Annotated in this window: 23 protein-coding genes; 6 read left to right on the forward strand and 17 right to left on the reverse strand. The window is 67.2% G+C overall.

Features of this window, described 5'->3' with window-relative positions; translation table 11 throughout:
• The first annotated feature begins 137 nt into the window (after nucleotides 1-137).
• Complete coding sequence (locus tag BLV63_RS11520; protein ID WP_066213143.1) at nucleotides 138-986, forward strand: LysR family transcriptional regulator; 849 nt, start codon at nucleotides 138-140, stop codon at nucleotides 984-986.
• Between the two features lie 51 nt (nucleotides 987-1,037).
• On the opposite strand, the gene BLV63_RS11525 is transcribed toward BLV63_RS11520, so the two are convergent.
• The 7 genes from BLV63_RS11525 to ku all read right to left on the reverse strand — a co-directional run bounded on the left by BLV63_RS11525 (nucleotide 1,038) and on the right by ku (nucleotide 7,885).
• Nucleotides 1,038-2,330 (reverse strand): coiled-coil domain-containing protein, encoded by a 1,293-nt coding sequence (locus BLV63_RS11525; RefSeq protein ID WP_066212897.1) that lies wholly within the window; start codon nucleotides 2,328-2,330, stop codon nucleotides 1,038-1,040.
• A gap of 94 nt (nucleotides 2,331-2,424) precedes the next feature.
• Entirely contained in the window at nucleotides 2,425-3,450 is a 1,026-nt protein-coding gene (locus BLV63_RS11530; protein WP_066212900.1) for an exonuclease domain-containing protein, read from the reverse strand.
• An 18-nt stretch (nucleotides 3,451-3,468) separates the two neighbouring features.
• Entirely contained in the window at nucleotides 3,469-4,398 is a 930-nt protein-coding gene (locus BLV63_RS11535; RefSeq protein WP_066212903.1) for a hypothetical protein, read from the reverse strand.
• A gap of 144 nt (nucleotides 4,399-4,542) precedes the next feature.
• Nucleotides 4,543-5,517 carry a proline dehydrogenase family protein gene (locus BLV63_RS11540; RefSeq protein WP_066212905.1) on the reverse strand — a complete coding sequence of 325 codons (975 nt, stop codon included), beginning with the start codon at nucleotides 5,515-5,517 and terminating at the stop codon, nucleotides 4,543-4,545.
• Between the two features lie 48 nt (nucleotides 5,518-5,565).
• On the reverse strand, nucleotides 5,566-6,351 hold the full coding sequence (locus tag BLV63_RS11545) for a helix-turn-helix domain-containing protein (RefSeq protein ID WP_066212908.1): 786 nt from the start codon (nucleotides 6,349-6,351) through the stop codon (nucleotides 5,566-5,568).
• A 27-nt stretch (nucleotides 6,352-6,378) separates the two neighbouring features.
• Nucleotides 6,379-6,867, reverse strand: a complete 489-nt coding sequence (locus BLV63_RS11550; RefSeq protein WP_066212911.1) for a CinA family protein — start codon at nucleotides 6,865-6,867, stop codon at nucleotides 6,379-6,381.
• 22 nt (nucleotides 6,868-6,889) lie between these two features.
• On the reverse strand, nucleotides 6,890-7,885 hold the full coding sequence (ku, locus tag BLV63_RS11555) for a non-homologous end joining protein Ku (RefSeq protein WP_066212914.1): 996 nt from the start codon (nucleotides 7,883-7,885) through the stop codon (nucleotides 6,890-6,892).
• Nucleotides 7,886-7,954: 69 nt separating this feature from the next.
• Between ku and BLV63_RS11560 the strand changes: the two genes are divergently transcribed.
• On the forward strand, nucleotides 7,955-10,345 hold the full coding sequence (locus BLV63_RS11560) for an ATP-dependent DNA ligase (RefSeq protein ID WP_066212915.1): 2,391 nt from the start codon (nucleotides 7,955-7,957) through the stop codon (nucleotides 10,343-10,345).
• Nucleotides 10,346-10,468: 123 nt separating this feature from the next.
• On the opposite strand, the gene BLV63_RS11565 is transcribed toward BLV63_RS11560, so the two are convergent.
• A complete protein-coding gene (locus BLV63_RS11565) occupies nucleotides 10,469-11,344 on the reverse strand; it encodes a ParB N-terminal domain-containing protein (RefSeq protein ID WP_066212917.1) in 876 nt (291 codons plus the stop codon).
• A 77-nt stretch (nucleotides 11,345-11,421) separates the two neighbouring features.
• Between BLV63_RS11565 and BLV63_RS19115 the strand changes: the two genes are divergently transcribed.
• Entirely contained in the window at nucleotides 11,422-11,748 is a 327-nt protein-coding gene (locus tag BLV63_RS19115) for a helix-turn-helix domain-containing protein (RefSeq protein WP_139244680.1), read from the forward strand.
• A 183-nt stretch (nucleotides 11,749-11,931) separates the two neighbouring features.
• Here the strand turns inward: BLV63_RS19115 and BLV63_RS11575 are convergent, their stop codons facing one another.
• Together BLV63_RS11575 and BLV63_RS11580 are read right to left on the reverse strand one after the other, a co-directional pair.
• Nucleotides 11,932-13,416, reverse strand: coding sequence for an HNH endonuclease signature motif containing protein (locus BLV63_RS11575; RefSeq protein ID WP_066212919.1), 1,485 nt, complete (start codon nucleotides 13,414-13,416; stop codon nucleotides 11,932-11,934).
• Nucleotides 13,417-13,497: 81 nt separating this feature from the next.
• Entirely contained in the window at nucleotides 13,498-13,899 is a 402-nt protein-coding gene (locus BLV63_RS11580; protein WP_139244681.1) for a hypothetical protein, read from the reverse strand.
• 58 nt (nucleotides 13,900-13,957) lie between these two features.
• On the opposite strand from BLV63_RS11580, the gene BLV63_RS11585 reads away from it, so the two are divergent.
• Nucleotides 13,958-14,488, forward strand: coding sequence for a hypothetical protein (locus tag BLV63_RS11585; RefSeq protein WP_139244682.1), 531 nt, complete (start codon nucleotides 13,958-13,960; stop codon nucleotides 14,486-14,488).
• Between the two features lie 107 nt (nucleotides 14,489-14,595).
• On the opposite strand, the gene nrdF is transcribed toward BLV63_RS11585, so the two are convergent.
• The 4 genes from nrdF to nrdH all read right to left on the reverse strand — a co-directional run bounded on the left by nrdF (nucleotide 14,596) and on the right by nrdH (nucleotide 18,749).
• On the reverse strand, nucleotides 14,596-15,573 hold the full coding sequence (nrdF, locus tag BLV63_RS11590; protein WP_066212927.1) for a class 1b ribonucleoside-diphosphate reductase subunit beta: 978 nt from the start codon (nucleotides 15,571-15,573) through the stop codon (nucleotides 14,596-14,598).
• A gap of 84 nt (nucleotides 15,574-15,657) precedes the next feature.
• Nucleotides 15,658-17,778, reverse strand: coding sequence for a class 1b ribonucleoside-diphosphate reductase subunit alpha (gene nrdE, locus BLV63_RS11595; RefSeq protein ID WP_066213145.1), 2,121 nt, complete (start codon nucleotides 17,776-17,778; stop codon nucleotides 15,658-15,660).
• A 32-nt stretch (nucleotides 17,779-17,810) separates the two neighbouring features.
• Entirely contained in the window at nucleotides 17,811-18,311 is a 501-nt protein-coding gene (gene nrdI / locus BLV63_RS11600; protein ID WP_082724082.1) for a class Ib ribonucleoside-diphosphate reductase assembly flavoprotein NrdI, read from the reverse strand.
• Between the two features lie 195 nt (nucleotides 18,312-18,506).
• Nucleotides 18,507-18,749, reverse strand: a complete 243-nt coding sequence (gene nrdH, locus BLV63_RS11605) for a glutaredoxin-like protein NrdH (protein WP_066212929.1) — start codon at nucleotides 18,747-18,749, stop codon at nucleotides 18,507-18,509.
• Between the two features lie 412 nt (nucleotides 18,750-19,161).
• Here nrdH and BLV63_RS11610 point away from each other — a divergent pair, with 412 nt between their 5' ends.
• Together BLV63_RS11610 and BLV63_RS11615 are read left to right on the forward strand one after the other, a co-directional pair.
• Nucleotides 19,162-20,073 (forward strand): LysR family transcriptional regulator, encoded by a 912-nt coding sequence (locus BLV63_RS11610; protein ID WP_066212932.1) that lies wholly within the window; start codon nucleotides 19,162-19,164, stop codon nucleotides 20,071-20,073.
• Between the two features lie 112 nt (nucleotides 20,074-20,185).
• A complete protein-coding gene (locus BLV63_RS11615; protein ID WP_066212935.1) occupies nucleotides 20,186-20,683 on the forward strand; it encodes a DUF2004 domain-containing protein in 498 nt (165 codons plus the stop codon).
• Nucleotides 20,684-20,777: 94 nt separating this feature from the next.
• On the opposite strand, the gene metE is transcribed toward BLV63_RS11615, so the two are convergent.
• The 3 genes from metE to BLV63_RS11630 form a co-directional block, all read right to left on the reverse strand.
• Nucleotides 20,778-23,102: a 5-methyltetrahydropteroyltriglutamate--homocysteine S-methyltransferase gene (gene metE / locus BLV63_RS11620; RefSeq protein WP_066212938.1), complete on the reverse strand. Its 2,325-nt coding sequence runs from the start codon at nucleotides 23,100-23,102 to the stop codon at nucleotides 20,778-20,780.
• A gap of 90 nt (nucleotides 23,103-23,192) precedes the next feature.
• On the reverse strand, nucleotides 23,193-24,143 hold the full coding sequence (locus BLV63_RS11625) for a methylenetetrahydrofolate reductase (RefSeq protein WP_066212941.1): 951 nt from the start codon (nucleotides 24,141-24,143) through the stop codon (nucleotides 23,193-23,195).
• A 285-nt stretch (nucleotides 24,144-24,428) separates the two neighbouring features.
• Entirely contained in the window at nucleotides 24,429-25,682 is a 1,254-nt protein-coding gene (locus BLV63_RS11630; protein WP_254780546.1) for an ROK family transcriptional regulator, read from the reverse strand.
• Nucleotides 25,683-25,761 lie beyond the last annotated feature (79 nt).

The following is a 25,761-nucleotide window of genomic DNA, read 5'->3' on the forward strand; positions in this document are numbered from 1 at the left end:
GAGTCCACCGTAGGCTTGCGCAATTCCATTGCAGAAGAGAATTATGGCTATAAGTGCCATTGCGTATCGCAATGGCCATGGATGCCCGGAAACACGGGGATCCCACGTCCGCCGAGCCCCGCCGGGAAGGCCTCTTCATGTTCGATCCTGTTCACCTCCGGTCCTTCCTTGCCGTCGCCGAGACGCTCAACTTCACCCAGGCGGCGCAGCGGCTCGGCCTGGCCCAGCCCACCGTCAGCCAGCATGTCCAGAAGCTGGAGGCCGCGGCGAAGCGGTCCCTGATCGTGCGCGACACCCGGGAGGTCCGCCTCACCGACAACGGTGATGCGATGGCCGGATTCGCCCGGACCATCCTGGCGGAGCAGGACGCCGCGGCCCGGTACTTCGCCGGGTCGGCCATGCGGGGGCGGCTGCGCTTCGGGGCGGCAGACGATCTGGCGAACACGAGCCTTCCCCGGATCCTGCGCGAGTTCCGGCAGCTCTACCCCGAGATCAATCTGGAGCTCACGGTCGGACAGAGCGACCAGTTGCACCGGCGCCTCAAAGCCGGCCAGCTGGACCTCGTCTTCGTGAAATGGGTGGCCGGTGCGGCCGAGGGCGAAGTGGCGCGCCACGACTCCTTCGCCTGGGTCGGACTGGAACAGACCGTGCTGCCCGACGACTCCCCCGTGCCGCTCGTCGCCTACCCAGCGCCGAGTCTGAGCCGGAGGCTGGCCATCGACGCCCTGGAATCACAAGGGCGGCGCTGGAAGGTGACATGCTCCACCCGGCAGATCGCCGGGGTGCTGGCCGCCGTCCGCGCCGGGCTCGGCGTCGCGGTCATGCCCTCGACGCTCATCCCCGAGGACCTGACGGTCATCACCCGTCGCTTCGATCTCCCGCCCGTGGGGGACGTGGATTTCACGCTGATCAAGAACCCCTCGGCGGACACCGAGGTGAGCGACGCCCTCATCCGCGCGATCGTGGGCCGCGGACTCAAGTGGTGAGGTGACCGCCGGGCCAGTGCCGGTTGGTCAGGTCAGTCCCGGCCGGCCCGGTCAGTACCAGTTGTTCGAGACTTCGTGCGCCCAGGCGCCGCACGGTGAGCCGTAGCGGTCCCGGATGTAGCCGAGACCCCATTCGATCTGCGTGCGGTAGTTGGTGAGCCAGTCGCTGCCGGCACTGGCGTACTTGCCGGCCGGGAGCGCCTGGGCGATGCCGTAGGCCCCCGACGAGGCGTTCGTCGCCGTCGTGAGCCAGCTCGACTCCTGCGTCCACAGCAGTTGCAGACACTGGAACTGGTCCTGCCCCCATCCGTAGGACCCCAGCCGGCCCGCGGCGTAGGACTGGGCACCGGCCGGATCGTTCACGGCTCCCCCGGTGCCCGGCGGCACGACGACGGGCGGCTGTGGCGCCGGGTCGGGTGTGCTGGGCGCAGGAGCGTTCCCGGAACCCGCCTGCTGGGCGTTGGCTGCGGCCTGTTCCTGCTGGCGTTCCCGGTCCGCGGCAGCTGCAGCCGCCGCGGCCTGCTCCCGCGCCCGCTCCTCGGCGGCGGCTCGCTTGGCGGCCTGAGCCGCCTCATACGCGGCAAGGGCCTCCTGACCCTGCTGATACCGAGCTTCGACGGATGCCGTGGTCCCCTTCAGCGAAGCAAGCTGCGCGGTGAGTTCCTGTCCGTGCTGCTTCTGCTGGGCGAGCTGCGTGTCCATGGCGGCCTTCGCGGCCTGTGCGGCGTCGAGCTTGCGCTGGGCATCGTCCGCCAGACGCTGCCGCTCGGCCTCGGCGCGCTGCTCCTGGTCGCTGAGGGACTGCACGGTGTTCTCCGCGGCGGACGACTTCGCCAGCAAGGCGGAGGCCCTGCCCGTCACCACCTCCAGGACGCTGAGTCCTTGCAGACGGTCCGGCTGGATGGACTGGAGGTCCGGGATTCCCGGCATGTCCAGACTGCCGCTCTTATAGGCCTGCACGGCCAGAGAGCCGTACTCCTTCCGGTACCGCGCGGCTTCCGCGGTGGCCTGGCGGAGCTGCGCCGAGAGTCCGTCCGCTTTCGCTTTCGCGACGCCCAGGGCCGCATCCGCCACGGCATACTCTCCCGACGCGACGACGGCGGCGTTGCCCCGTTTCTCGGCCTCGGTCTCCAAGTGCCCCAGCAGGCCTTTGATCCTGGTGATCTCGGCGGCCTTCGCGCTTTCGCTCTGCTTGGCCTGCTGGACGTCGCTCCACGAGGGGTAACCACTCGGCGGGGTGTCGTCGTCCGCCACGGCTCCGGGCAGCAGGCCGCTGCAGAGCAGCGTCACGGTGAGTGCCGCGGCGAGCGTCGGGGCTGCAGCGCGGCGGGCAAAGCTCGACATACTGCCAGAGATTACCGGCTCGCCGGCGTCATTCAGCGGAGCCGACCGGACACCGCCGGAGATTCACAGGGTAATCGCAGAAACCCCGAGGTGATCAGAGCCCTCCGAGGAGCGTGTTCAGGACGTCCTCGCCGACGACGGGGATGCCGTAATCCCGCGCGCGCCGGGCTTTGAGCGACATGCTGCCCGGATCCGCGGCGATCACGAGCGCGACTGACCGGGTGACGGTGGGGTGGACCGGATACCCGGCCGCTCCGAGGCGTTCGGTGATCTCGTGGCGCGGCCTGCCCATCTGCCCTGTGAGGACGAGCCGCTGGCCCGGGATGACGGGAACCGTGGCCCCGGGCCACCTTCCGGGTGGCGCGGGGGCCGGTTCCTGGAGCAGTGCGTCGATGTGCTCGCCCGGGACGCCGAGCCGGGCCGCCTCCGCATACAACCCGGACACGCTCTCCGGGGACAGCATGCCATCGGACCAGGCCGCAGCGAGCCGGCGACGGAGGCTTCCCAGCCGGTCACTGTCGGCGCGCGACAGCCCGGGGTGTCCCGCACGGGCCGGGACGGACCAGGCGGCCGCTGCCGACCGTTCGAGCGCCGCCGCCCATCTGGGGTCCTCGGGCGCCATGCTCAGATAGGCGCTCAGGACGTGCGCGGTGGCTTCGGCGTCCGCGCCCGCGGTGTGTGCGTCCTCCAGCAGCAGGCCGAAGGCGTTGCAGCAGTCCTGGAGCGACCGGCCCGCACCCGGCAGGAACGTGCGGGCCAGGCGCATGGTGCAGACGACATCGTCGGCCACGACGGGGAACTCCTCACCCGCTCGGAGGATTTCCGCGGTCAGGAAGCGATGGTCGAACCGGGCGTTGTGGGCGACGAAGACGCGTCCGTCCAGCCGGCGCATGATCTCGGGCAGGACGTCGGCGAAGAGCGGGGCGTCCCGCACCTGCTCGGCACGGATTCCGTGGATGCGCTGCGGACCGAGGTCGCGCTGCGGGTTGACGAGTGTTTCCCAGCGGTCGCGGACGGTGCCGTCAGGGTCGACGTGGACGACACCGATCTCGGCCACACGGTCCCTTCCCGGGACCAGACCGGTGGTCTCGACGTCGACCACGGCGAAACCCGCGCTCACTCGGAAGGCCTCAGCCGGTCAGCCCGCAGCAGGAAGCTCAGCGTCGGCGAGCTCAGCGCCGGCGGCGAGTTCCCGCAACAGGGCCTCGCGTTCCGCGGCGCCGCCGTTCTGCAGGGCGCGGCCGGCGTCGCTCACCGTGGCCTTCTTGCCCGTGACCTCGAGGTATCCGAGTTCGCGCAGGCTCAGCCACAGGGTGTTCAGGTGCTCCAGCTCCGCCATGGAGCGGACGACCTGAGGCAGGCGGCCATCGGGGTCGGCCAGGGCAGCCACCTCGTCCTCGGAGAGACGCTTCTGGGATCCCACGGCATGCACGCCGACGGCCGCCGCGGCGCCCGCGATGTCCGCCAGACGCAGCGACCCGGTGGCGGTCAGCTCCTTGCCGTCGCCGAGCCAGTCGAGGAGCGCGACGGCGTGACGGACAGTACTCACGGAAGCATCGGCGCTAGCGGAAGCATCGGCGCTGCCAGCCTCGGCGTCTGCGACGGTTTCAGCAGGCGCTTCCTCCGTCGCCGCCTCCTCGTCCTGCGTCAGCACGAAGTTCTCGAGCAGCACCTCGAGGTCCTCGGCGGTACCGGTCCAGGACCCCGTGGCGTCCAGGAATCCGAGGTACACCTGAAGGTCGTCCGTCATGACCTGGAAGACGCGGCTCTCCCCCGCCTCGCTCATCGCCTGGAGCTGCGCCATGGCCTGAAGGAAGACGTCGGCGTCAAACGCGGTAGCGGACACCGGGGCGCCGCTGGCGCCGTACAGCCACAGGAACTGCTTGACCGACTGGAGCACCTGCAGCGCCTCGGCGCCGGTGTTCCCGTCCGTCCCCTCGTACCAGCGCACGAAGGCGAGAGCCTGAGTGTCGACGGCGCGGTCGGCGTTCTTGTACAGGGCTTCGCTCTGCTTGAGGGCTGCCGCCTGCTTCTTGTCCTGACGCGGCTTCTTCCGGTTCCGGCTCATGGTCCTCCGTTGTCGTTCAGCTACTGACCCCGGTTCCGGGCACGCGTGAGCTCACGCGGCATATCCGGGGAAGCTTCCATGATAGTGCCAGGCGTGCTCGTCGGCCCCGAGGAACCGCGTTGGATGACGGTAATGTGCCGCGCGTCACCCCGACGCCGAAGACCCCAGATCGGCCAGTGCGAGGAGGACCCGTTCCGGGTGCTCGGCGATCCGGTTGAGCACGTAGAGCCACCATTCCGGTCCGTAGACGACGTACTCCCGGGTGGCGAACCCCTCGGCCTGCAGTGCGTCGAGCAACGCTGTTCCGAGGCCCTGCAGCATTTCGAACTCGACGTGGTCGTCCCGGAGCGTGTCGCCATGCCGGGCGCGGAGTTCCTCCACGAGGGCGGCGTCGTGGGTGGCGAGGCTGACCCGGTGACCGCTCCTGAGCAGCCGGTCCGCGAGCCGATGGTAGGCCGCGATCATGGGCTCGGAGTCCCGGAGATAGGCCACCGCCGAGGGTTCGAGGAAGGCGCCCTTCACGAGACGGACCGGCCCGGGCCTGCGCAGCACACGCTCAAGGTCCTCCGGCGTGCGATGCAGCCGGGCCTGGAGGGTGATCCCGGTCTCCGGGAAGTCCGAGGAGAGCCGCTCCCAGAGGTCGAGCACGAGGTCGGTGCGGTCGGAGCCCTCGGCGGAGATCATCACGGAGGTGCCGGCGTCACGTGCCGCCTGAGCGACCCGCGACGCGTTCTCGAGGCCCAGCTCCGGCGAGACGAGCGATCCGAGATGGGAGAGGTCGAAGGAGAGCGTGGGCACCGGCGCCGGACGCGGGGACCCGGGCCGGCCGAGCCGCTCCGCCAGGTCCACGAACGCCTCGGTCTCCTGTGAGGCGACCCCCGCATCCCGCACGGATTCACCCACGCACTCGATGCTGCCCCGGTGGCCCCGATGGGCCACGGACTCGAGAGCCCGAAGCGCGCCGTCGACGTCGGGCCCTGCCGTATAGCGTGCGGCGACGCGTCCGGCGACGGCCGCGAGCGCAGGGTCGGCCATGGTTCTGGCTTTCAGATCCTCATCGAGGGCCCAGCGGCGGAGCGTGTCGGAGACGGTGTGAAGCGTTGCAGCAGTGATGTCCATCCGGACAGTCTGCTGCGGATACGCCGCGCCGTCTTGTACGAAGTTGCGTCAGCCCTGGTAGGCGCCGGGCGTCGCTGCGACGTGCGACCGGAACACCCGATGGAAGTGGCTCTGGTCCGTGAAGCCGAGCGCGTACGCGGTCTCTGCGGGCGACCGGCCTTCGCGAAGCAGGGCGCGCGCCTCGATCACTCGGTCGTTCTGACGCCAGGCGATGGGAGGGAGTCCCGTGGCGTCCTTCACGGCGCGGATGAGCTGGTACTTGTCCATGCCGAGCAATCCGGCGAGTTCATCGAGGCTGGGGGTGGGCGCATCACTCCGGAGCCGGTCCAGGACGGGTGCCAGAGACGGATCCGCGGAGGGCTCCGGACTGGGCGCGCCTCGGTACGCCGGGGCGAGGTCCAGGCAGGCGGAGAGCGCCTCCACGAGCCCGGCCCGCACCCCGGCCGGATCGTCCCCACGGAAGAGGCCGTCATTGAGGCGGCTGAAGACGCAGTGCAGGCCGGGCTCACGAAACACTGCGACGCCGTCGAACAGCCGTGCGGCGCCATCCGGGAGGAGGCCTGCGATCCAGTCCTGGTCCAGGTGGATCATCTGATAGGTCCACACGCCGCTCTGCCGGTTGCAGGAATGCACGGTGTGGGCGGGGATCAGCAGCACGTCCCCCGGCTCGAGCTCACAGCGCGTGTCACCGCTCCCGGCGAACACCGCCTGCCCGGCATCGATGAGTCCGATCGAGAAGCGGTCATGAGTATGGGGCCGGTAGCAGGACACGGCCTGGCAGGAGCGCCGCGATTCCAGCTGAGGCATGTCGCGGCTGCGCCAGAATTCGGTCATGTCATCGACGGTATCGTGCCCGGGCGCTCATCCGCGGGTGATCCGGTCCACGAGTTCCTGCAGGGCCGCCAGCACGGAGCCTTCCAGGACCTTCATCGGGTTCCCCTCAAACTTCCGATGGACGACGTCAGGTTCCTCCCCTGCCGCGCATGTCGCCAGATAGACCGTTCCTGCGGGCTGTCCCTCTTCGGGACCGGGGCCTCCGACGCCGGTCAGAGCGACCGCGTAGTCGGCTTCCAGCAGCTGCACGGCCGAGCGGGCCATGGCGGCCGCCGTCGGAGCGGTCACCACCGGGCCCGGTGGTGCGGCGAGCAGTCCGTGCTTGGTGGCGGGCTGATACGCGACGATCCCTCCCCGGTACCACTCGCTGGAATCGTCGCACGCCGAGATCGCGACGGCGAGCTGTCCCCCGGTGAGCGACTCCGCGGTCGCCACTGTGAGGCCCCGGGCCTGTGCCAGCCGGGCGAGTTCCTGAACGAGGTGGTCGGCCGGCTCACTCACCACGGATTCCGCCATGGGTGTGCTCCTTTCGGACGGGTCAGGCGCCCTTGCGGGCCGGGGTCTTCTGGGAAGCTGTCTTCTGGGAAGCTGCTTTCTTGGCAGGGGACTTCTTGCGGGTGCCGCTGCTCTTCTTCGCGGTGCCGGTCTTCGCTGTGCCTGCCTTCTTCGCGGTGCCTGCCTTCTTCGCGGTGCCGGTCTTCCCGGAAGTCGGCTTATCTGCTGGCTCCGCCTTTCCAGCCCCGCCCTTCTTCCGCGCCCGCGAGCGCTCGACGCTCTGTTTGAGTGCCTCCATCAGATCGATGACCTGGCCTCCACCCGATTCCTCCCGCCCGAAGGTCTCCTCCGTGTCGAGCGAGTCGCCGGCACGGCGCTTCGCCTCGATCAGGGTCCGCAACTGCTCCTGGTAGTCGTCGTGGAAGGCGGAGGGGTCGAAATCCTCGGAGAAACTCTCGACGAGGGCCGCGGAGAGCTGCATCTCCTTGGCGCTGATGCGGGGATTCTCGTCCAGCGCCGGGAACTCGGGTTCACGGATCTCATCCGGCCACAGCAGCGTCTGGAGGAGCAGCGCGTCGCCCCTGACGCGGAGGGCGGCCAGCCGGGTCTTCTGGCGCAGGGCGAAGTGCACGACCGCGGTCCGGTCCGTCTTCTCCAGGGTGCGGCGCAGCAGCACGTAGGCCTTGGCGTTCTTCCCCGCGGGCTCCAGGTAGTAGCTGCGGTCGAAGAGCAAGGGGTCGAGCTGATCACTGGGGACGAACTCCACCACGGTGATGTCACGGTCGTGTTCCTGCGGGATGGACTCGAGGTCCTTCTTCGTCAGGACGATCGTCTGCTCGTCGTCCGCATAGGCCTTGTCGATGTCCTCGTACTCGACCACCTTGCCGCACACCTCGCAGCGGCGCTGATAGCGGATGCGCCCGCCGTCGGCGTCGTGCACTTGATGGAGGTCGACGTCGTGGTCCTCCGTCGCGCTGTACAGCTTGACCGGGACGTTCACGAGGCCGAACGTGATGGCTCCGCTCCAGATCGCTCTCATCCTTACAGTAGAGACCCCGCAAACGTCAACGGTCTACCTCTTGCGTGGGCACAGGACCATGATGTAGTCATGGCACAGCGCGACGGCGAGGTGCGGCTCGGCGGGCACCGTATCCGGGTGACGAAGCTGGACAAGGTGCTCTACCCCGAGACCGGCACCACCAAAGAAGAGGTGATCGCGTACTACTCCGCGATCGCGAAGACCATGATCCCCCACTGCCGGGAGCGTCCGGCCACGCGGAAGCGATGGCCCGATGGCGTGGGCCCGGACGGGAGCGGGGCGTTCTTCCAGAAGGACCTCGGCGATTCCTACCCGGACTGGGTGCACACCGGCGAGATCCAGCACAAGGACCACGTCAACACGTACCCGCTCGTGGATGACGCGGCGACGCTCGTCTGGCTCGCCCAGCTGGCCTCGCTGGAGATTCACGTGCCGCAATGGCGTTTCACCGCTGAGGGAACGCCGGGTTCCCCGGATCGCCTGGTGTTCGACCTGGATCCCGGGGACGGCGTCGAGCTGGCGCAGGTCGCCCAGGTGGCGTTCCTTGTCCGCGATCTGTTGCGGGACATGGGGCTGGAATCCATCCCCGTGACGAGCGGCAGTTCCGGCATCCACCTCTATGCCGCGCTCAGCGGCGAGCTGAGTTCCGACGATGCATCCGCCGTCGCCCACGAACTGGCGCGTTCCCTGGAGGCGGACCATCCCGAGACGATCACCAGTTCCATGAAACGTGCGCTTCGCCCCGGAAAGGTCTTCATCGACTGGAGCCAGAACAACGCGGCGAAGACCACGGTCGCCCCGTACTCGTTGCGCGGCCGGGCCCGGCCCATGGTGGCGGCGCCGCGGACCTGGCGGGAGCTGGCCTCTCCCCATCTGCGCCATCTGGAGTTCCACGAGGTCCTGCAGCGCGTTGAGAAGCGCGGCGATCCACTGGCGGCCTTGCTCAAGGCGGGCGCCGGCAAGGGAGCGGGTGCAGCGCCTGACCGGCTGACCGAGTACCGCGCCAAGCGCGACGCCGGACGGACCCCGGAGCCGGTCCCAGCCCCGGGCGACAGCGATGACGATGCGGAGGGCGACCAACGGCGCTTCGTGATCCAGCGCCACCAGGCACGCCGGCTTCACTACGACTTCCGCCTGGAGCATGACGGGGTGCTCGTGAGCTGGGCCCTGCCGAAAGGCGTGCCCGACGACGGCGCCGTCAACCATCTCGCCGTCCCCACGGAGGACCATCCCTTGTCCTATCGGACGTTCGAGGGCACGATCCCCCGGGGCGAGTATGGGGCGGGCACGGTGGAGATCTGGGACAGCGGCCACTACGACCTGGAGAAATGGCGCGACGACGAGGTCATCGTCACGCTGCACGGCACCCCCGGTGGCGGGCTCGGTGGCCCTCGCCGGGTCGTGCTGTTCCGGGCCGGTGAGTCGGGCGGCAAGCCCCGCTGGATGATCCACCGTATGGAGCTCGACGGCGGGGCGCGGCCCACGTCGCCGGAGGTCACCACCTCCGGGGACTCCGATCCCGCGGACTTCACCCCGATGCTGGCGGAGACCGCACCCCTCGCCTCGCTCCCCCACCTTGACTCGGGCGAGTGGGCGTTCGAGATGAAGTGGGACGGCATCCGGGCGCTCGCCGTCGTCGAGGACGGGCGACTGCGCCTGGTGAGCCGCTCGGGTCATGACCTCACCGCCTCCTATCCCGAGCTGAACGGGCTCCCGGATCTGCTCAACGCCGAGCAGGCCGTGATCGACGGGGAGATCGTCGCCCTGGCCGACGACGGCGTTCCGAGCTTCTCCAAACTCCAGCAGCGGTTCGGGCTGACGGAGCCGGACAAGGTCGCGCGCGCTCGACAGGCCGCGCCGGCCGCGTACTTCCTGTTCGACGTGCTCCAGCTCAACGGCCGTGACTGCCGCTCGCTGGGCCATGAGCAGCGTCGCGAGCTCCTCGCTTCCTTGGTCGAGGTTCCTCCGGACGCGCCGTTCGCCGTGCCGGACGCCTTCGACGGGAACGGCGAGCAAGCGCTCGAGGCCGCAGGTGAACTGGGGTTGGAAGGAGTGGTCGCCAAACGCCGGGACAGCGTCTACCGGTCCGGCTCGCGCTCGCAGGACTGGCGGAAGTACCCGCTGCTGGACACGGCAGAGGTGTACGTCATGGGCTGGCGGGAGAGCGACGCCGAGCCGCGCGGTTTCGCCTCACTGCTACTTGCCGAGCGGCGGGACGGCGCACTGCAGTACGCCGGGCGGGTCGGCACCGGGTTCTCGACGCGGCAACGCCGGGAGATCCGGGAACGGCTGGAAGAGCGGGAGCGAGCCGAGCCTGCGGTGGAGGTCCCGGCGGAGATCCGGCGCGGAGCACATTGGGTCGACCCGGACGCGCTCGCAGAGGTCGAATCACGGGGACGCACCGGCGACGGAATCCTCCGGCAGCCGGTCTGGCGTGGCTGGCGGCCGGACAAGGGGTGAGTTCTTGAGGCCGTTCACCCTTGCCGCGCCCCTATATGCCTGGAACGCGGCGCCAATCCATCGTCAACCCGCCGGGCCAGTTCTCTGATAACCCAGGCTTGATCCTTGGACCTGAGTCACTTCTCACTGAGCGATCGTTGGAATCTCAGATGGATTTGCGCCATTCGCAAACTTGATCAGCTTGAGTTCTTCGCCGACCTTCACCGCGTTCCAGGATCTGTAGATCGCGAAGATGACTTGTGCCGCCGAGATTCGCTCCTTCGTCGCCACCGCTTGGCGCAACCGCTTCAGTAGGGTCGCTTTAGGGTCTCCCTCGCCCTCAGTCTTCATCGCATACAGGTCGTCGAAGAACCGAATCCCCTCCGCGCCGTTCAAACGGATGATCGTGTACATCGCGTATGCCAACGGCGAGGGCGCGACGGCAATGGCCCGGTGATACTTCTGTGACAATTGGGCCCACTGCTCGATCTCCGTATTCTGCTCGACCCACCCGATCACTTCGGAGTGCGTCGGCAGAAGAAGTGTTGACTTCGCGTTGAGCAGCTTGCCTGCCTCTTCTGTCAGCCCGATACGTGCTGCAGCTGCCACGATAGTGGGTGCCTGCCGGTAGCCAACCATCTGAAGGGCATGAGACGAGGTCCTCTTCTTGCCAGTGTCAATCACTGTCTGAGCCGTGGGATTGATACCTTTGGCGATCAACATTCTCACGGTGCAACCTGACCGAATAATCGCGAGCAGCCGGTGCTGCCCATCGATCAGTCGACCGTCCCAGTCGAACTTGATGGGATCCCCGGTGAACTTCCAATTGTTGGCAGTCATGTCGAGCGCGTAACTTGCCACTCGCTCTGGCGAAACTGCCCGGTTCTCAAGATTTTGTTCGAGCCACAACTCTGCGATCTCAGCCGTAACCAAAACGAACTCAACCACCACACCAAGGTGCTTATCATCACGAACTACTGCCATGCCGCACGCCTCCTCAGGCTTCCAAATGTTGGACATCTAGAACTTATATGTAACGAGTTCCATTTTGCAAATTGGGTGGGTTAGGCTGGCTTCACGTACCGAGAAGTGTGGGGATGATTGTGACAAGAAGAGTCCCAGAGGAGTGGGGAACCTTACTGGAGGATGCCGGATTCGGTTCAATCCGAAGCTTGGCCATCGCGTCAGGGGTAAGCCAGCCCGCAGTTAGCCGTCTCATCTTCGGCACGGGACGCACGTCCGACGAGACAATCGCAAGCGTTGCAGCAGCCCTTGGCGTTCCGCCCACCACAGTCTTTCACCTGTCCGGCACATCCGTGACAGCTCTGGGACCTTACGAACCCCCATCCGTCTCTCAGCGGCTTTCAGTGGCGCAACGCAGAGCGCTGGACGCACTCATAAGGACAATGGTCGACGATGAGTAGGCACAGTAGGGCTAGGTCCGGTCCCGGCCAACTGATGCGATCGTCAGTGGAACAATCCACCATCCGGCTGAACCGTGTAGAGCATAGCCAAACCACTGCACGAGCCTCTTGGGCGCGTGCGACCGCATGCCCAAATGGGGTTCGTCATCGATGATTTCACGTCGTACAAGAACCATGCCGCATTCAGAACGGCGGCGGGTCCTGCCCCGCCATCTGGGCATCCACCATCCGCGTCGCCGCGGCCGGAGGATCGTCCCGATGGACGCGGCCCATGGGGCTGGTCCATTCGAGGACCCCTCTCCCCACTTGCCGGATGGTCCAGCGGGAGTGATGTTTCAGCACATGGTGTCTGCGGCAGAGCCCGGCGAGATTGGTGGAACTCGTCATGCCTCCCTGCGCCGCGTCCTCGGTGTGGTCGAGGTCCAGGAACGCGGCGCGGATTCCACAGCCCGGGAAGCGACATCGGGTGTCCCGAGCCGCGAGATACCTGCGGAGGTCGGCGTTCGGACGGTACCGGTCTACGGCCAGGACCGCACCGGACACCGGGTCGGTCAGCACCCGGTGCCAAGCGGACTCCGCACCGGCCAGGCGGCGGGCGGTCTCCGGGTCAAGGGCGAACCGCCCGTTGAGTTCCGCACTCACGCCGTGGTGTCCTGCACCACCGTCTGAGGCGACCGAGCCGCACGACCGCACCGGACTGTCGCTCCCCAAGCCGAGGCCGTGGTCCGGAATCCTGCGCCATTCAGAAGCTCTCCATGATCCGTCAGACTCTTCCGAAGACCGGAGGAACTCCACGGGAATCGTCACGTCGACGCGGGCCCGGATCGCCGCGAGGTGCCCCTCCGGGTCCGCCACGCTCTGAGGCGCACCGGTCAGCAGCATGTCGGCCAGCAGATCGGCCCGGAGCTGGTCTAGGGTGCGTGCATCTCCGGGGCTGGTGCCAAGGGGTGTTCGATCCTTCAGTGCCCGCGCCATGTCCGTCAGGCGGCCGTGAATCCCATGAGCCACCGCGGCAGGCAGGACCGCCGTCAGCTCCGCCATCCCATCGGGCAGGGGCGACACCCACACACGTCGTTCGGCGCGGGCCCGCTCGAAACGGAGACCGAGAGCTTCCGGCCGGACCTTTTCCGCTTCCCGGACCGCGAACCGCCTCAGCCGTTGCGGCGCCGCGTTCTCGGAGTAGGCGACCACGCGGGCCTCATAGTCGGCGCGCACGCCGTCATCGTCCAGACCAGCGGCAGCGTCCCGGATCACCCGGGTATGGGCGAAGCTGATCCGTCCCTCGCCCAGGGCCCTCAATGTCTCAGGGAACCGCACCACGAGATCCGAGGCCTCCGCCATCTGCCGCTGGATTGTCCGGTCACTCGTGCGAGTCGCCGTCCCGATCTCGGCCGCCACGGAGCGCTCCGCCAGCTCTGCCGCCCGCGCATCCCAGGTGAGCGGGTCGAAGCCGGCCGGCACGCCGTCGTCGTCGCACTTCAGGGAAGGTGCCAGGCCGGCGGCGAGGGCTAGCAGCATCTCGCGGCTCGCCTGCATCTGGGCGATGAGGCGGTCCGCCCCGACGATCGCTTCGGTCAGTGCACCAAGCGCGTCCCAGGGATCCGTCACGGCCGCCGAGGCCGGAGGACCGAGAGGTTGAGCTCCGAGAAGCTGAGCACTGACTTCCATGACCCCATTCTTCGGCAGGGGTGTGACATTTATTTCTGCATTCGGCCAGTATTCAGGCCATTCAAGGCGGGCCGGCCGCGATCAGCCCTGCAGCGTGGCCAGGTCGGCGGATTCGCCGGTCCAGGTGCCGGTGTCTTCCAAGAAGTCGAGGTAGGAGTGCATGGCGGCCCCCAGGAAGTCGCTGAGGTCCTGTTTACCGTCGACGCTTTCGGCCAGGACGTCGTAGGCGGCGACGAAACCGTCGGGCGTGAATCCCGTGGCGGAGACCACGCCGGTCCCCTCGGCATGCGCGAACACGAAGTCCTGCACCACGTCCAGGACGGCGGCCGCGTTCCACAGGCCCACCGGCTCCTCGTGCTCGGCGAACCACGCCACGAAGGCCGGCGTCACGACGTCGACGGCCCGCCGCGCCTTGCCGCGCAGCGCCTGCTCCTCCTGGACTGCGCCGCCGGCTCGGCTCGTGCTGCGTTTCTTCTTGGCCATGGGTTTCCTCTCGTACAGGAGTGACAGGTCCGGAGAACCCGACGGGTAGACTCGCGGCGTGACGATGCCCTCCATTTTTCCTCATGCCACGTTCGCCGGCGCCTTCGGCGACACCGCGACGAACAGCTGGTACCCGGCGCAAGCGGTGCTCGAGCAAGGGATCGTCACGCTCTGGGTCGGATCGCCGACCGGATGGATGCAGTATTTCAGTGTTCCCGCGGCCGAGGTCACCGTGAAATCGGCCGCGCAGCGCATCACCCTGACGGTGGCGGGCCGGAACTACCCGGTCCTCGCCGACCCGAGAGCGGTGTATCAGGCGCTCAACTTCGGCGCCGCGAACGTCGTCGGAGAGATCACCGGAAACCAGGCCCTCGGCGCCATGAGCACCGCCGGGCGGGCCATGAACCAGGTGGGCGCCGCGCAGGCGTTCAATGCCGGCGGCGGGAACGAGTTCCTCGCCGCGATGCGAGCCTCCGGAGCCCGCGTCTCACGGCTCGGCTACGGAGCGATCGCCGCCATCGGCTGCGGCGCCGGGCTCCTCGTCGTCATCCTGGTGGTCGTCATCACCGTGTGGACACTGAACCTCTGACCGCGGCAACGCTCCCCCGCACACGACGACGGCGGCCGCCCACCCCCAGGTGAGCGGCCGCCGTCGTGCGTCAGACGCAGCGCGTCAGCGCGGAGAGAGCAGAGAACTCAGAACTCCCAGTCCTCGTCCTCGGTGTTCACGGCCTTGCCGATCACGTAGCTCGAACCCGAGCCCGAGAAGAAGTCGTGGTTCTCGTCCGCGTTCGGGGACAGCGCCGACAGGATCGCCGGGTTCACGTCCGTCACGGAGGACGGGAACATCGCCTCGTAGCCCAGGTTCATGAGGGCCTTGTTGGCGTTGTAGTGCAGGAACTTCTTGACGTCCTCGCTCAGCCCCACCGTGTCGTAAAGGCTGTGGGTGTACGCCACCTCGTTCTCGTACAGCTCGAACAGCAGTTCGAAGGTGTAGTCCTTGATCTCCTGGCGCTTCTCCTCGGAGACCAGTTCCAGGCCCTTCTGGAACTTGTAGCCGATGTAGTAGCCGTGCACGGCCTCGTCACGGATGATGAGGCGGATGAGGTCGGCGGTGTTGGTCAGCTTGGCGTGGCTGGACCAGAACATCGGCAGGTAGAAGCCCGAGTAGAACAGGAAGCTCTCCAGCAGGGTCGAGGCGACCTTGCGCTTGAGCGGATCCTCGCCCTGGTAGTAATCCATGACGATCTGAGCCTTCTTCTGCAGGTGCTCGTTCTCGAGCGACCAGCGGAAGGCGTCATCGATCTCCTTGGTGGAGCACAGCGTGGAGAAGATGGAGCTGTAGCTCTTGGCGTGCACGCTCTCCATGAAGGCGATGTTGGTGTACACGGCCTCTTCATGTGGCGTCAGCGCGTCCGGGATCAGCGACACGGCGCCGACGGTGCCCTGGATGGTGTCCAGCAGCGTCAGACCGGTGAACACGCGCATGGTCAGCTGCTGCTCGTCCGCGGTCAGCGTGTGCCAGGACTGCACATCGTTGGACAGCGGCACCTTCTCCGGCAGCCAGAAGTTGTTGACCAGGCGGTTCCAGACCTCCACGTCCTTCTCGTCCTGGATGCGGTTCCAGTTGATGGCCTCAACGTGGCCCAGCAGCTTGACCTTCTCGGCGCTCATCGATTTTCCCTTGCTTACTTTGATGTCTGTGGATGAATCAGGGTGAAGACCGACGACGGCGGCAGAGCCGCCGTCGTCGGAAGGTCACAGCATGCAGGAGACGCAGCCCTCGACCTCGGTGCCTTCCAGCGCGAGCTGACGCAGGCGGATGTAGTAGAGGGTCTTGATGCCCTTCTTCCACGCGTAGATCTGCGCCTTGTTGATGTCACGCGTCGTGGCCGTGTCCTTGAAGAACAGGGTCAGGGACAGGCCCTGGTCCACGTGCTGCGTGGCGGCGGCGTAGGTGTCGATGATCTTCTCGTAGCCGATCTCGTACGCGTCCTGGTAGTACTCCAGGTTGTCGTTCGTCAGGTATGGCGCCGGGTAATAGACGCGGCCGATCTTCCCTTCCTTGCGGATCTCGATCTTGGCGGCCACCGGGTGGATCGACGAGGTGGAGTTGTTGATGTAGCTGATGGAACCGGTCGGCGGCACGGCCTGCAGGTTCTGGTTGTAGATGCCGTGCTCCATGACCGAGGCCTTGAGCTCGCGCCAGTCGTCCTGGGTGGGGATGTGGTGCTTGGCGAACAGCTCGCGGACACGCTCGGTGGCGGGGGCCCACTCCTGCTCGGTGTACTTGTCGAAGAACTCGCCGCTCGCGTACTTGGAGTTCTCGAAGCCGCCGAACGTCTCACCGGTCTCGATCGCCAGGCGGTTGGAGGCCCGCAGCGCGTGGTAGAGCACCGTGTAGAAGTAGATGTTCGTGAAGTCGAGGCCCTCTTCGGAACCGTAGTGGACCCGCTCGCGTGCCAGGTAGCCGTGCAGGTTCATCTGGCCGAGGCCGATGGCGTGGCTCTTGGCGTTGCCCTCGGCCACGGACGGCACCGAGTTGATGTAGGACATGTCCGACACCGCGGACAGTGCGCGGATCGCGGTCTCGATGGACGAACCGATGTTCGGCGAGTCCATCGTCTTGGCGATGTTCATCGAGCCCAGGTTGCAGGAGATGTCCTTGCCCACGGTCTCGTAGGACAGGTCCTCGTTGTAGATGCTGGGGGTCGACACCTGGAGGATCTCCGAGCAGAGGTTGCTCATGGTGACCTTGCCGGCGATCGGGTTCGCCCGGTTCACGGTGTCCTCGAACATGATGTACGGGTAACCGGACTCGAACTGGATCTCCGCAAGGGTCTGGAAGAACTCACGGGCGTTGATCTTGGTCTTCTTGATCCGGGAATCGTCGACCATCTCGTAGTACTTCTCGGTGACCGAGACGTCGGAGAACGGGATGCCGTAGACGCGCTCGACGTCGTACGGCGAGAAGAGGTACATGTCCTCGTTCTTCTTGGCCAGCTCGAAGGTGATGTCCGGCACGACGACGCCGAGGGACAGCGTCTTGATGCGGATCTTCTCGTCGGCGTTCTCACGCTTGGTGTCGAGGAAGCGGTAGATGTCCGGGTGGTGGGCGTGCAGGTACACGGCTCCCGCGCCCTGACGCGCACCCAGCTGGTTGGCGTAGGAGAAGCTGTCTTCGAGGAGCTTCATCACGGGGATGACACCGGAGGACTGGTTCTCGATCTGCTTGATCGGGGCGCCGTGCTCACGGATGTTGGTGAGGGACAGGGCCACGCCGCCGCCGCGCTTGGACAGCTGAAGGGCGGAGTTGATGCCACGGGCGATCGACTCCATGTTGTCCTCGATGCGCAGGAGGAAGCAGGAGACGAGCTCGCCGCGCTGTGCCTTGCCGGCGTTGAGGAAGGTGGGGGTCGCGGGCTGGAAACGGCCCTCGATGATCTCGTCCACCAGACGGGTGGCGACCTCTTCGTTGCCGCGGGCGAGGTGCAGCGCGACCATGCAGACACGGTCCTCGTAGCGCTCCAGGAACCGCTTGCCGTCGAAGGTCTTGAGCGTGTACGAGGTGTAGAACTTGAAGGCGCCCAGGAAGGTCTCGAAGCGGAACTTCTTCTTGTACGCGCGGTTGAACAGTTCGCGGATGAAGTTCATCGTGTACTGATCGAGCGTCTCGCGCTCGTAGTACTGGTTCTTGATGAGGTAGTCGAGCTTCTCTTCCAGGTCATGGAAGAACACCGTGTTGTTGTTCACGTGCTGCAGGAAGTACTGGTGGGCGGCCTCGCGGTCCGCGTCGAACTGGATCTTGCCGTCCGGACCGTAGAGGTTCAGCATGGCGTTCAGCTCGTGATAACCCAGGCCCTTGTAAGCCTCCGGCAGTGGGGCCTTCTCAGCCTTCACCGAAACCTCGCTCAGCTCTGGTTCTGCGACAGTCGTGTCCAAAACGTGTCCAATCCCTCGTTGACTCGGCGCACGTCGTCCGGCGTGCCCATCAGTTCAAATCTGTACAGGTGGGGAACATGGCATTTGGCGGCAATGATGTCACCGGCCATGCAGTAGTTGTCCCCGAAGTTGGTGTTCCCTGCCCCGATCACGCCCCGGATCAGCTTGCGGTTCTGTTCAACATTCAGGAATCTGATGACCTGCTTGGGGACCGAGCCGTCTCCCCCGGTTCCCCCATACGTAGGGAGGACCAGGACGAACGGCTCGGTGGCCAGCAGTGGTTCTTCCGCGGGAAGGAGCGGGATCCTGTCCGCGTTCCTTCCGAGCTTCTCCACGAATCGCCGGGTGTTCCCGGAGACCGAGGAGAAATAGATGAGGTGACTGGACGAGACGCGGAAGCTTCCCCTCTCCACGTCCCGTCCGGCCTTGGCGTCCCGCGTCCCGTGAGGATCACGCGTGAGCGTTGCCATCGAAGTCACCCCATCAAGTCTGTTGTCAGTTCACTTCGTCGCAGGACCCGTCCGGGTCCCGTGTCGCGGCAGGGCAGCCTGCCTGCCGCCAGGACGACGACGGCCCACCCGCTCTGAATGGACTCGCCGTGCCGATCACCTGAACGGTGCAGCACGGCGCAAGGGGCCGCCGTCGTGCAGATGCTCAGGAGGCGATCAGGCCACCGCGGTGGCAGCGGCCTCGAGGCCCGCGATCTTGTCCGGGCGGAACCCGGACCAGTGGTCGTTGTCCGTGACCACGACGGGGGCCTGCAGGTAGCCCATCTCCTTGAGGCGCTCCAGCGCCTCGGGGTCCTGGGAGACGTCCACACTCTGGTAGACGATGCCCTTCTTGTCCAGAGCGCGGTAGGTGGCGTTGCACTGGACGCAGGCTGGCTTGGTGTACACCGTAACGGTCATGTCCCTCTCCCCTTCAGTCTTTGCTTGAACCGCGATCCGGCCCGTGCCGCGTCCCCTTCCGGAACACCTGGATTCCTGCTGTTCCAGCGGAATCCTCGGCATGGGACCTCGTGGCCCGATTGCGTATGTCGATACTACATGTAGTGCAACGCCCCGTCTTGCACCCCAAGATGCTGTATTACAAGCATGTCATTCTATCCACCGTTTGTCCACAGCCCAGAGGGTTGATCTTGCCCGGAAATCCGCGATTAACGCCCCCTCGATCCACAAGCTGTGCATGAGGTTTGGCACATTTAATTCACTGCGTGTCGCCCACCCTCGGCGTGTCGCCGGGAGGGCGCCGCGGGCGCCCCGCGTCACCTCCGGCGGAACGCCTAAACTGTCTGGGACGACCCCGGAGGAAAGGCCACCCGTGATCAATCCAGTCCACCTGCGGACCCTGCTCGCGGTGATCCGGCACGGCTCCTTCGCCTCCGCGGCGCAGCACCTCGGCTACACCGCGTCCGCCGTCTCCCAGCAGATCTCCGCCCTGGAGCGCGACGCCGGCGTCGAACTCTTCCAGCGCCACGCCCGCAGCATCGTCCCCACGGAAGCCGCGCAGGCCATGAGCCGGCACGCCACCAAGGTCCTCACCGACATCGAGGCCCTGCTGGCCGCCGCGTCCAAGGCCCAGGACGAGACCCGACAGGAACTGCGCCTGGGCATCTTCCCCAGCCTTGCGACCTACGTCCTGCCCCGCATCATGAGCAACCCGACCTGGACACGCCTCGGGATCGAGCTGAAGATCTCCGTCGCCGAGCCCGGCCAGACCATTCAGGGACTGCGCGACGGCGGCGAGCTCGACCTCGCCCTGGTGTACCAAGTGGGGCAGAGCGGCCTGGCCTGGCCCCATTCCATGCGCCGCCAGTGGATCGGCGACGACGACTTCCGCGTGGTGGTCCCCTCCTCGTGGCGCTTCTCCCCCGGCGCCACCGTCGCGGCCGAGCAGCTCTCCGGCATGCCATGGATCGTGCACCACCCCGGCACCGCGGACGCCGTGGTGATCGAGCGGCTCTTCGCCAGCTGCGGCCTGCATCCCCGCGTCGTGGCGCACAGTGACGACTTCACGGCCAGCGTCGAGCTCGCCGCGGCCGGGCTCGGCGCCGCCCTGGTCCCGGAACTCGCCCTCGGCGACCGGCCGGACGGGATCGCGATCCTCGACGTGCCGGAGATCCGCCTGGCCCGCAACGTCTTCGCCCTGCTGCCCGGCGGCAAGGGCGGGCCCCGGGTTGATCTGTTCCTGGAGCTCCTCTCCGACACGCTGCGGGAAACGCTGCAACGCTGACACGCTGCGCCCCGCACGCTCCCCCGGCCCCGGTTCCGGGTCGCGCACGTAACCCGGAAACGCCGAAGCGGCAAGTCTGGAAAGCGGGGCCGGGCCGGTCTATGTTGAACACATGAGCACGGTCATCAGCGAGCATTTCGGTGAACTCGAACTCAATCACGGGACGGCGCACTGCTTCACCACCCGGCACACCGTGCACGGGGTCCCCGTGGAGATCGAGCTCAACTTCGCCGCGCATGAGCGCCCCGACCAGGCCTCCGTGCACAAAGCCGATTACCGGCTGCACTACCTCCCGGAACTGGTCGACCAGATCAAGGACCTGATCAGCGAGGAACTCGGCCAGGAGGACAGCCAGGTCCAGGAATTCCGCCACTTCCACTGCAAGGGGCTGGACGAGGAGAAGCGCTGGGCCACCTTCGGCACCACCGACGAGGTGGACGACCAGAGCTTCGTCCGCGCCCTCCGGCTCGGACACGTCGGGATCTTCCCCGACCAGCCGGAACGCTACTTCGTCCTGGACTTCAGCCTCGGCGAGCACTTCAGTGACGAAGTGCTCGTGGCGACCGCGGACGCCGACGGGGTGGTGGACGACGAGATCACCTGGGCGTGAGCGGACTCCCTGACGCACGACGGCGGCGGGCCACCCTTACCGGGCGACCCGCCGCCGTCGTCGTCAGAGGTTCAGAGGTGTTGCCGATAGAGCGTCAGACGCTCGCGCCGATCTCCTCGCGCACCGCCTTAGCGGCCTCCACGAGGTTCCGCAGCGACGCTTCGGTCTCCTCGTAGCCGCGGGTCTTCAGACCGCAGTCCGGGTTGACCCAGAGCTGGCGGCTCGGCACGTGCTTGACGGCGGTGGAGAGCAGCTCCGTCACCTCGGCCTCACCGGGCACACGCGGCGAGTGGATGTCGTAGACACCCGGACCGACGCCGCGGCCGAAACCGTGGGACTCGAGATCGTGCACGACCTCCATGCGGGAGCGGGCAGCCTCGATCGAGGTGACGTCCGCGTCCAGGCCGTCGATCGCGTCGATGATGACGCCGAATTCGGAGTAGCAGAGGTGCGTGTGGATCTGCGTGGCGTCCTGGGCGCCGGCCGTCGCGAGGCGGAAGGAGTCCACGGACCACTTCAGGTAGGCCGGCTGGTCGGCCTTGCGCAGGGGCAGGAGTTCCCGCAGGGCGGGCTCGTCCACCTGGACCACCTTGATGCCGGCCGCCTCCAGATCGGTGATCTCATCCCGCAGGGCGAGAGCCACCTGGTTGGCGGTCTCCCCCAGCGGCTGGTCGTCGCGGACGAACGACCACGCGAGGATCGTGACCGGACCCGTGAGCATGCCCTTCATGGGCTTCTCGGTCAGCGACTGGGCGTACTCGGCCCACGCCACCGTGATGGGCGCGGATCGGGTCACGTCACCCCAGAGGATGGAGGGGCGGGTGCAGCGCGAACCGTAGGACTGGACCCAGCCGTGGACGGTGACGTCGAAGCCCTCGAGGTTCTCCGCGAAGTACTGCACCATGTCGTTGCGTTCCGGCTCGCCGTGCACGAGCACGTCGTAGCCCAGCTCCTCCTGGAGGTCGACCACGCGCTTGATCTCGTCTTTCATGAGCTGCTCGTACTGCGCGTCGTTCAGCTCGCCCTTGATGTTGCGGGCACGGGCGGAGCGGATCTCGGACGTCTGCGGGAACGAACCGATGGTGGTGGTGGGCAGGGCGGGCAGCTGCAGCGCGGCCTCCTGGGCGGCCTCACGCACCGCGTAGTCGGAGCGGCTGAAGTCGGCCGCCGTCAGCGCCGCGGTGCGGGCCCGGACCTCTTCCCGGCGGACGCCTTCGGCGGTGGCCCGCGAGGCGATCACGGCGGAGGCCTCGTCGATGGCCGCCTGTGCCGCCGCCGGATCCGCCAGGTAGGACGCCAGGGTCTTGACCTCCACGGCCTTCTGATCGGCGAAGGCGAGCCAGGACTTCAGCTGCTCGGAGAGCTTGGTCTCCTCGGCGACGTCGTGCGGAACATGCTGCGTGGAAGTGGACGTGGACACGGTCACCCGAGCGGCCGAGCCCTTGAGCGCGTCCAGGACCGCAGCGGAGGCGGCCAGGTCGTTCCGCCAGATGTTGTGGCCGTCGACCACGCCGGCGACCAGGGTCTTGGAGCCCAGGGCGGCCAGCGCGGCCTCGGACGGCACCGCTCCCTTGAAGACGTCCACGTGCAGCGCTTCGATGTTGCTGGCCGCCAGAGCGCCCAGCTGACCGTCGAGCGAGCCGTACGGCGTGGAGACGAGGATCTGCGGGCGCTCGACGGCGGCGGTGAGGACCTCGTAGGCGCGGGTCACCGCTGCGTCGAGCTGCTCCGCCGGGATGTCCTGGTCGACGACCAGGGCGGGCTCATCGAGCTGGACCCAGCGGGCACCCGCGGCGGCGAGCTTGCCCAGCAGCTCGACGTAGACGGGCAGGACGTCCTCGAGCCGCGACAGGGGCTGGAAGCCGGCCGGGGCGTCGTCGGACGCCTTCGACAGCAGCAGGAACGTCACCGGGCCCACGAGGTACGGGCGGGTCTCGATGCCGTTCGCCAGAGCGTACTGGAACTCCTCGACCACGCGGGAGGAGGTCAGGCGGAAGTCCGTCTCCGGGCCGATCTCCGGGACCAGGTAGTGGTAGTTGGTGTCGAACCACTTCGTCATCTCGAGGGGCTGCTGCTCGCGCGAGCCGCGGGCCAGCGTGAAGTAGCCGTCGATGTCCAGGACGCCCTCGTCGGTGAGGAGGTTCCCGAACCGGGCCGGGATCGCGCCGAGGTGGGCCGCGGCGTCGAGCACCTGGTCGTAGTAGGAGAAGGTGCCCGGCACGGCGGCCGGCTCGTCCAGGCCGAGCTCCACCAGGCGGCGGGCGCTGCCCAGTTGGATCTCCTTGGCCGTGGCGTCCAGCGCGGCGGCGTCGATCTTCCCGGCCCAGTAGGCCTCGACGGCCTTCTTGAGCTCGCGACGGCGGCCGATGCGCGGGTAGCCGAGGAGGCTGGCTGCGGGGAAGGGGGTCTGTGCGGTCATGATGAGTCCTTTGAGTTCGGTGCAGGTTTTCGGGCAGGGGGCATCCCCTGTGGAGCCGGACGGAGCCGGCGAGGTGAAGAAGGGAAGGCCTCAGGAGGCCAGGGCGGCACGCTCGTGGAGCGGGCGGCTGGGGCGCGGCAGGTTCAGCCGGTCCAGGACATCCAGCGCGTGCCGGTGCTCATTGAAGGTGTAGAGGTGCAGGCCGGGCGCCCCGGAATCCAGGGCCGCATTGGCCAGCTCCGCGGTGGCGGCCACGCCGATGCGCTGTGCCTCCAGCTCGCTGCCGGCCGTCTCCAGCGCGTGCATCAGCGCCGGATCGGGCGCGACGCCGGACAGCTCGGAGAGCCTGGTGACGCGCCGGAGGCTGGTCAGAGGCATGACTCCGGGGATGATCGGGATGGTCACTCCCGCCCGGCGGGCACGGACGAGCAGGTCCTCGTACTGCCGGGCGTGGAAGAACACCTGGGTGATCGCAAAATCGGCGCCGGAGCGCTGCTTGGCCAGCAGCACCTCCACATCGTGGGCCTCGCTGGGTGACTCCGGATGACGCGTTGGATAAGCCGCCACGCCGATGGCCACCTTGCCGGCACAGAGCAGGGCCGAACGGCTCTGCTCCACCCGGCGGATGAGCTCCACCAGGTCCTGGGCGTAGTGCAGGGAACCCTCCGGGAGCGGGGAGCCGTCCCGGGGAAGATCGCCGCGCAAGGCGAGGATCCCCCGCACGCCGTGATCCAGGAGCTGGGCCACGATCCCGGCGAGTTCCGCCGCCGTGTTCCCCACACAGGTCAGGTGGGCGAGGGGGCGGAGAAGGGTCTCCTCCTGAAGCCGGGCCACGAGGTCCAGGGCGGTGTCATGGTTGGAGCCGCTCGCCCCATAGGTCACGGACACGTAGTCCGGCGCCGTGGTCTCCAGCTCCCGGATGGTGGCCCAGAGGACTTCCTCGGCGGCCTGGGAGCGGGGCGGGAACAGTTCGTAGGACAGCGCGACGGGCGTGGTGCCCTGCTGCTGTAAGGGTCGGTCAATGAGGCTGGGTGGGGACATCTGCAATCCTCGACGTCTGGCGTTATGGATGAGGCACGGCGGGCCGGCGCGCATGCTGACGCCTGGCCCGTTGCCGTGTGCAAATGTCAGGCCCACATGGGGGCACCCACACCCTCCATGAGAGGGTCGCTGACACGTTACCGCGGTAACTGATGTGTCCACCCTACGAGAGCCGGATCGACTCCGGCAAACACGTCGTCGAATTAAGACGCAATCTTACGGAACAGAAAGCCGCGGCGCTGAACAATGTTCGGCGCCGCGGCGGTGAAGTTCTGAGGTGGCCTCTCAGCCGCCCAGCAGCAGGCGCTCCGAGCGGGGCGCCAGGGCGTGCTCGAGGACCAGGCACGCCGCGCCGATGGCGCCGACATCCTCGCCCACGCGGCTTCCCACGACCTGCGGCACGTGGATGTCCCGCGCATCGGCGCCGTGCGCCACCTGCTCCGGGACGCGGTTCAGGTAATACGGTGCGAGTCTCGTCCAGAACGGGCCACCGAACACCACGCGGTCCAGGTCCATCGCGTTGGCGATCACGGAGACCGCGCGCGACAGGTGCAACGCCGAACGGTCCAGGATCGCGACCGCGTCTTCATTTCCGCCGTCGGCCGCATCGCAGAGCTTGTTGAAACGCTCTTGCACGACGACGCCGGAATCGCCTTCCGTGAGCGGCTCCACCAGACCGGCCTTCGCGCCGGCGTCCACAAGGACGCGCGGGATGACGGTCGACTTCACGCAGCCGTTGAGCCCGCAATCGCACGGCGGCCCCTCCGGGTCGACCACGATGTGGCCCATCTCCCCCGCATTGCCGCTGGCGCCACGGAAGACCTCGTCATTGAGGACCAGTCCGCACCCGATGCCGGTGCCCATGTAGAAGACCCCGAAATTGCTGGAGGCATTGTCGCCGGCGACCCACGTCTCGGCCACAGCGGCCGCGGTGACGTCCTTGTCCAGGACGACCGGCAGGCCCGTCGCCTTGCTGAGCGCGTCCCGCAGGTGAACTCGTGTCCAGCCTTCCAGCAGCGGCGGATTGACCACGGTGCCGGCATCCAGGTCGATCGGGCCTGGCGCGGCCACCCCGAGCCCGGTGAGCTTGACAGGATCGACCCCGGACTCCTCGATGAGGCGCTGGACTTCGAAGACGATCGCCGCCATGACGGCCGTCGGTTCGCCCGCCTCCGGCGTGTCGATCTTCGAATCCAGAACCACCTTGCCGGTCAGATCCAGCACGGAGAAGCTGATGACCGCCGGGTCGACGTGCACTCCCACGGCGTACATGCCCGACGGGTTCAAGCGCAGGATGGTACGGGGCTTGCCCGGTCCGACCCCCGCTTTGCCCGCTTCCACGATGAGACCCTGGTCCAGCAGGCGCCGGGAGATGTTGGAGATCGTCTGCGGCGAAAGGCCCACGAGACCCGCAAGCTCAACCCGGCTCAGACCGTTGGGGGATCGCCGAATGGTGTCGAGGATCACCGTCAGGTTGAAGTCGCCCATCTTGGGTAGGTTGGTTCCGCGCCGCGAGGCGGGCGTGCGGAGCTCGGTCACGCATTCTCCTTCAAGAAAAGTGCAGGGCAACTGGCCTTTGCTCGTAGGCTACCAGCCACGAGGCCCGGAAACCTGCAAC

The sequence above is a fragment of the Arthrobacter woluwensis genome (assembly GCF_900105345.1).
GTDB lineage: Bacteria > Actinomycetota > Actinomycetes > Actinomycetales > Micrococcaceae > Arthrobacter_E > Arthrobacter_E woluwensis.

Bases quoted from the DNA above. Each gene is read 5' to 3' on its own strand.
- BLV63_RS11615 (WP_066212935.1), top strand. From the start codon at position 20,186: ATGAGCACGGTCATCAGCGAGCATTTCGGTGAACTCGAACTCAATCAC.
- nrdH (WP_066212929.1), bottom strand. From the start codon at position 18,749: ATGACCGTTACGGTGTACACCAAGCCAGCCTGCGTCCAGTGCAACGCC.
- BLV63_RS11520 (WP_066213143.1), top strand. From the start codon at position 138: ATGTTCGATCCTGTTCACCTCCGGTCCTTCCTTGCCGTCGCCGAGACG.
- BLV63_RS11580 (WP_139244681.1), bottom strand. From the start codon at position 13,899: ATGGCCAAGAAGAAACGCAGCACGAGCCGAGCCGGCGGCGCAGTCCAG.
- BLV63_RS11565 (WP_066212917.1), bottom strand. From the start codon at position 11,344: ATGTCCAACATTTGGAAGCCTGAGGAGGCGTGCGGCATGGCAGTAGTT.
- nrdI (WP_082724082.1), bottom strand. From the start codon at position 18,311: ATGGCAACGCTCACGCGTGATCCTCACGGGACGCGGGACGCCAAGGCC.
- ku (WP_066212914.1), bottom strand. From the start codon at position 7,885: ATGAGAGCGATCTGGAGCGGAGCCATCACGTTCGGCCTCGTGAACGTC.
- metE (WP_066212938.1), bottom strand. From the start codon at position 23,102: ATGACCGCACAGACCCCCTTCCCCGCAGCCAGCCTCCTCGGCTACCCG.
- BLV63_RS19115 (WP_139244680.1), top strand. From the start codon at position 11,422: ATGATTGTGACAAGAAGAGTCCCAGAGGAGTGGGGAACCTTACTGGAG.
- BLV63_RS11550 (WP_066212911.1), bottom strand. From the start codon at position 6,867: ATGGCGGAATCCGTGGTGAGTGAGCCGGCCGACCACCTCGTTCAGGAA.
- BLV63_RS11545 (WP_066212908.1), bottom strand. From the start codon at position 6,351: ATGACCGAATTCTGGCGCAGCCGCGACATGCCTCAGCTGGAATCGCGG.
- nrdF (WP_066212927.1), bottom strand. From the start codon at position 15,573: ATGAGCGCCGAGAAGGTCAAGCTGCTGGGCCACGTTGAGGCCATCAAC.
- BLV63_RS11575 (WP_066212919.1), bottom strand. From the start codon at position 13,416: ATGGAAGTCAGTGCTCAGCTTCTCGGAGCTCAACCTCTCGGTCCTCCG.
- BLV63_RS11560 (WP_066212915.1), top strand. From the start codon at position 7,955: ATGGCACAGCGCGACGGCGAGGTGCGGCTCGGCGGGCACCGTATCCGG.
- BLV63_RS11535 (WP_066212903.1), bottom strand. From the start codon at position 4,398: ATGAGCCGGAACCGGAAGAAGCCGCGTCAGGACAAGAAGCAGGCGGCA.
- BLV63_RS11525 (WP_066212897.1), bottom strand. From the start codon at position 2,330: ATGTCGAGCTTTGCCCGCCGCGCTGCAGCCCCGACGCTCGCCGCGGCA.
- BLV63_RS11540 (WP_066212905.1), bottom strand. From the start codon at position 5,517: ATGGACATCACTGCTGCAACGCTTCACACCGTCTCCGACACGCTCCGC.
- BLV63_RS11625 (WP_066212941.1), bottom strand. From the start codon at position 24,143: ATGTCCCCACCCAGCCTCATTGACCGACCCTTACAGCAGCAGGGCACC.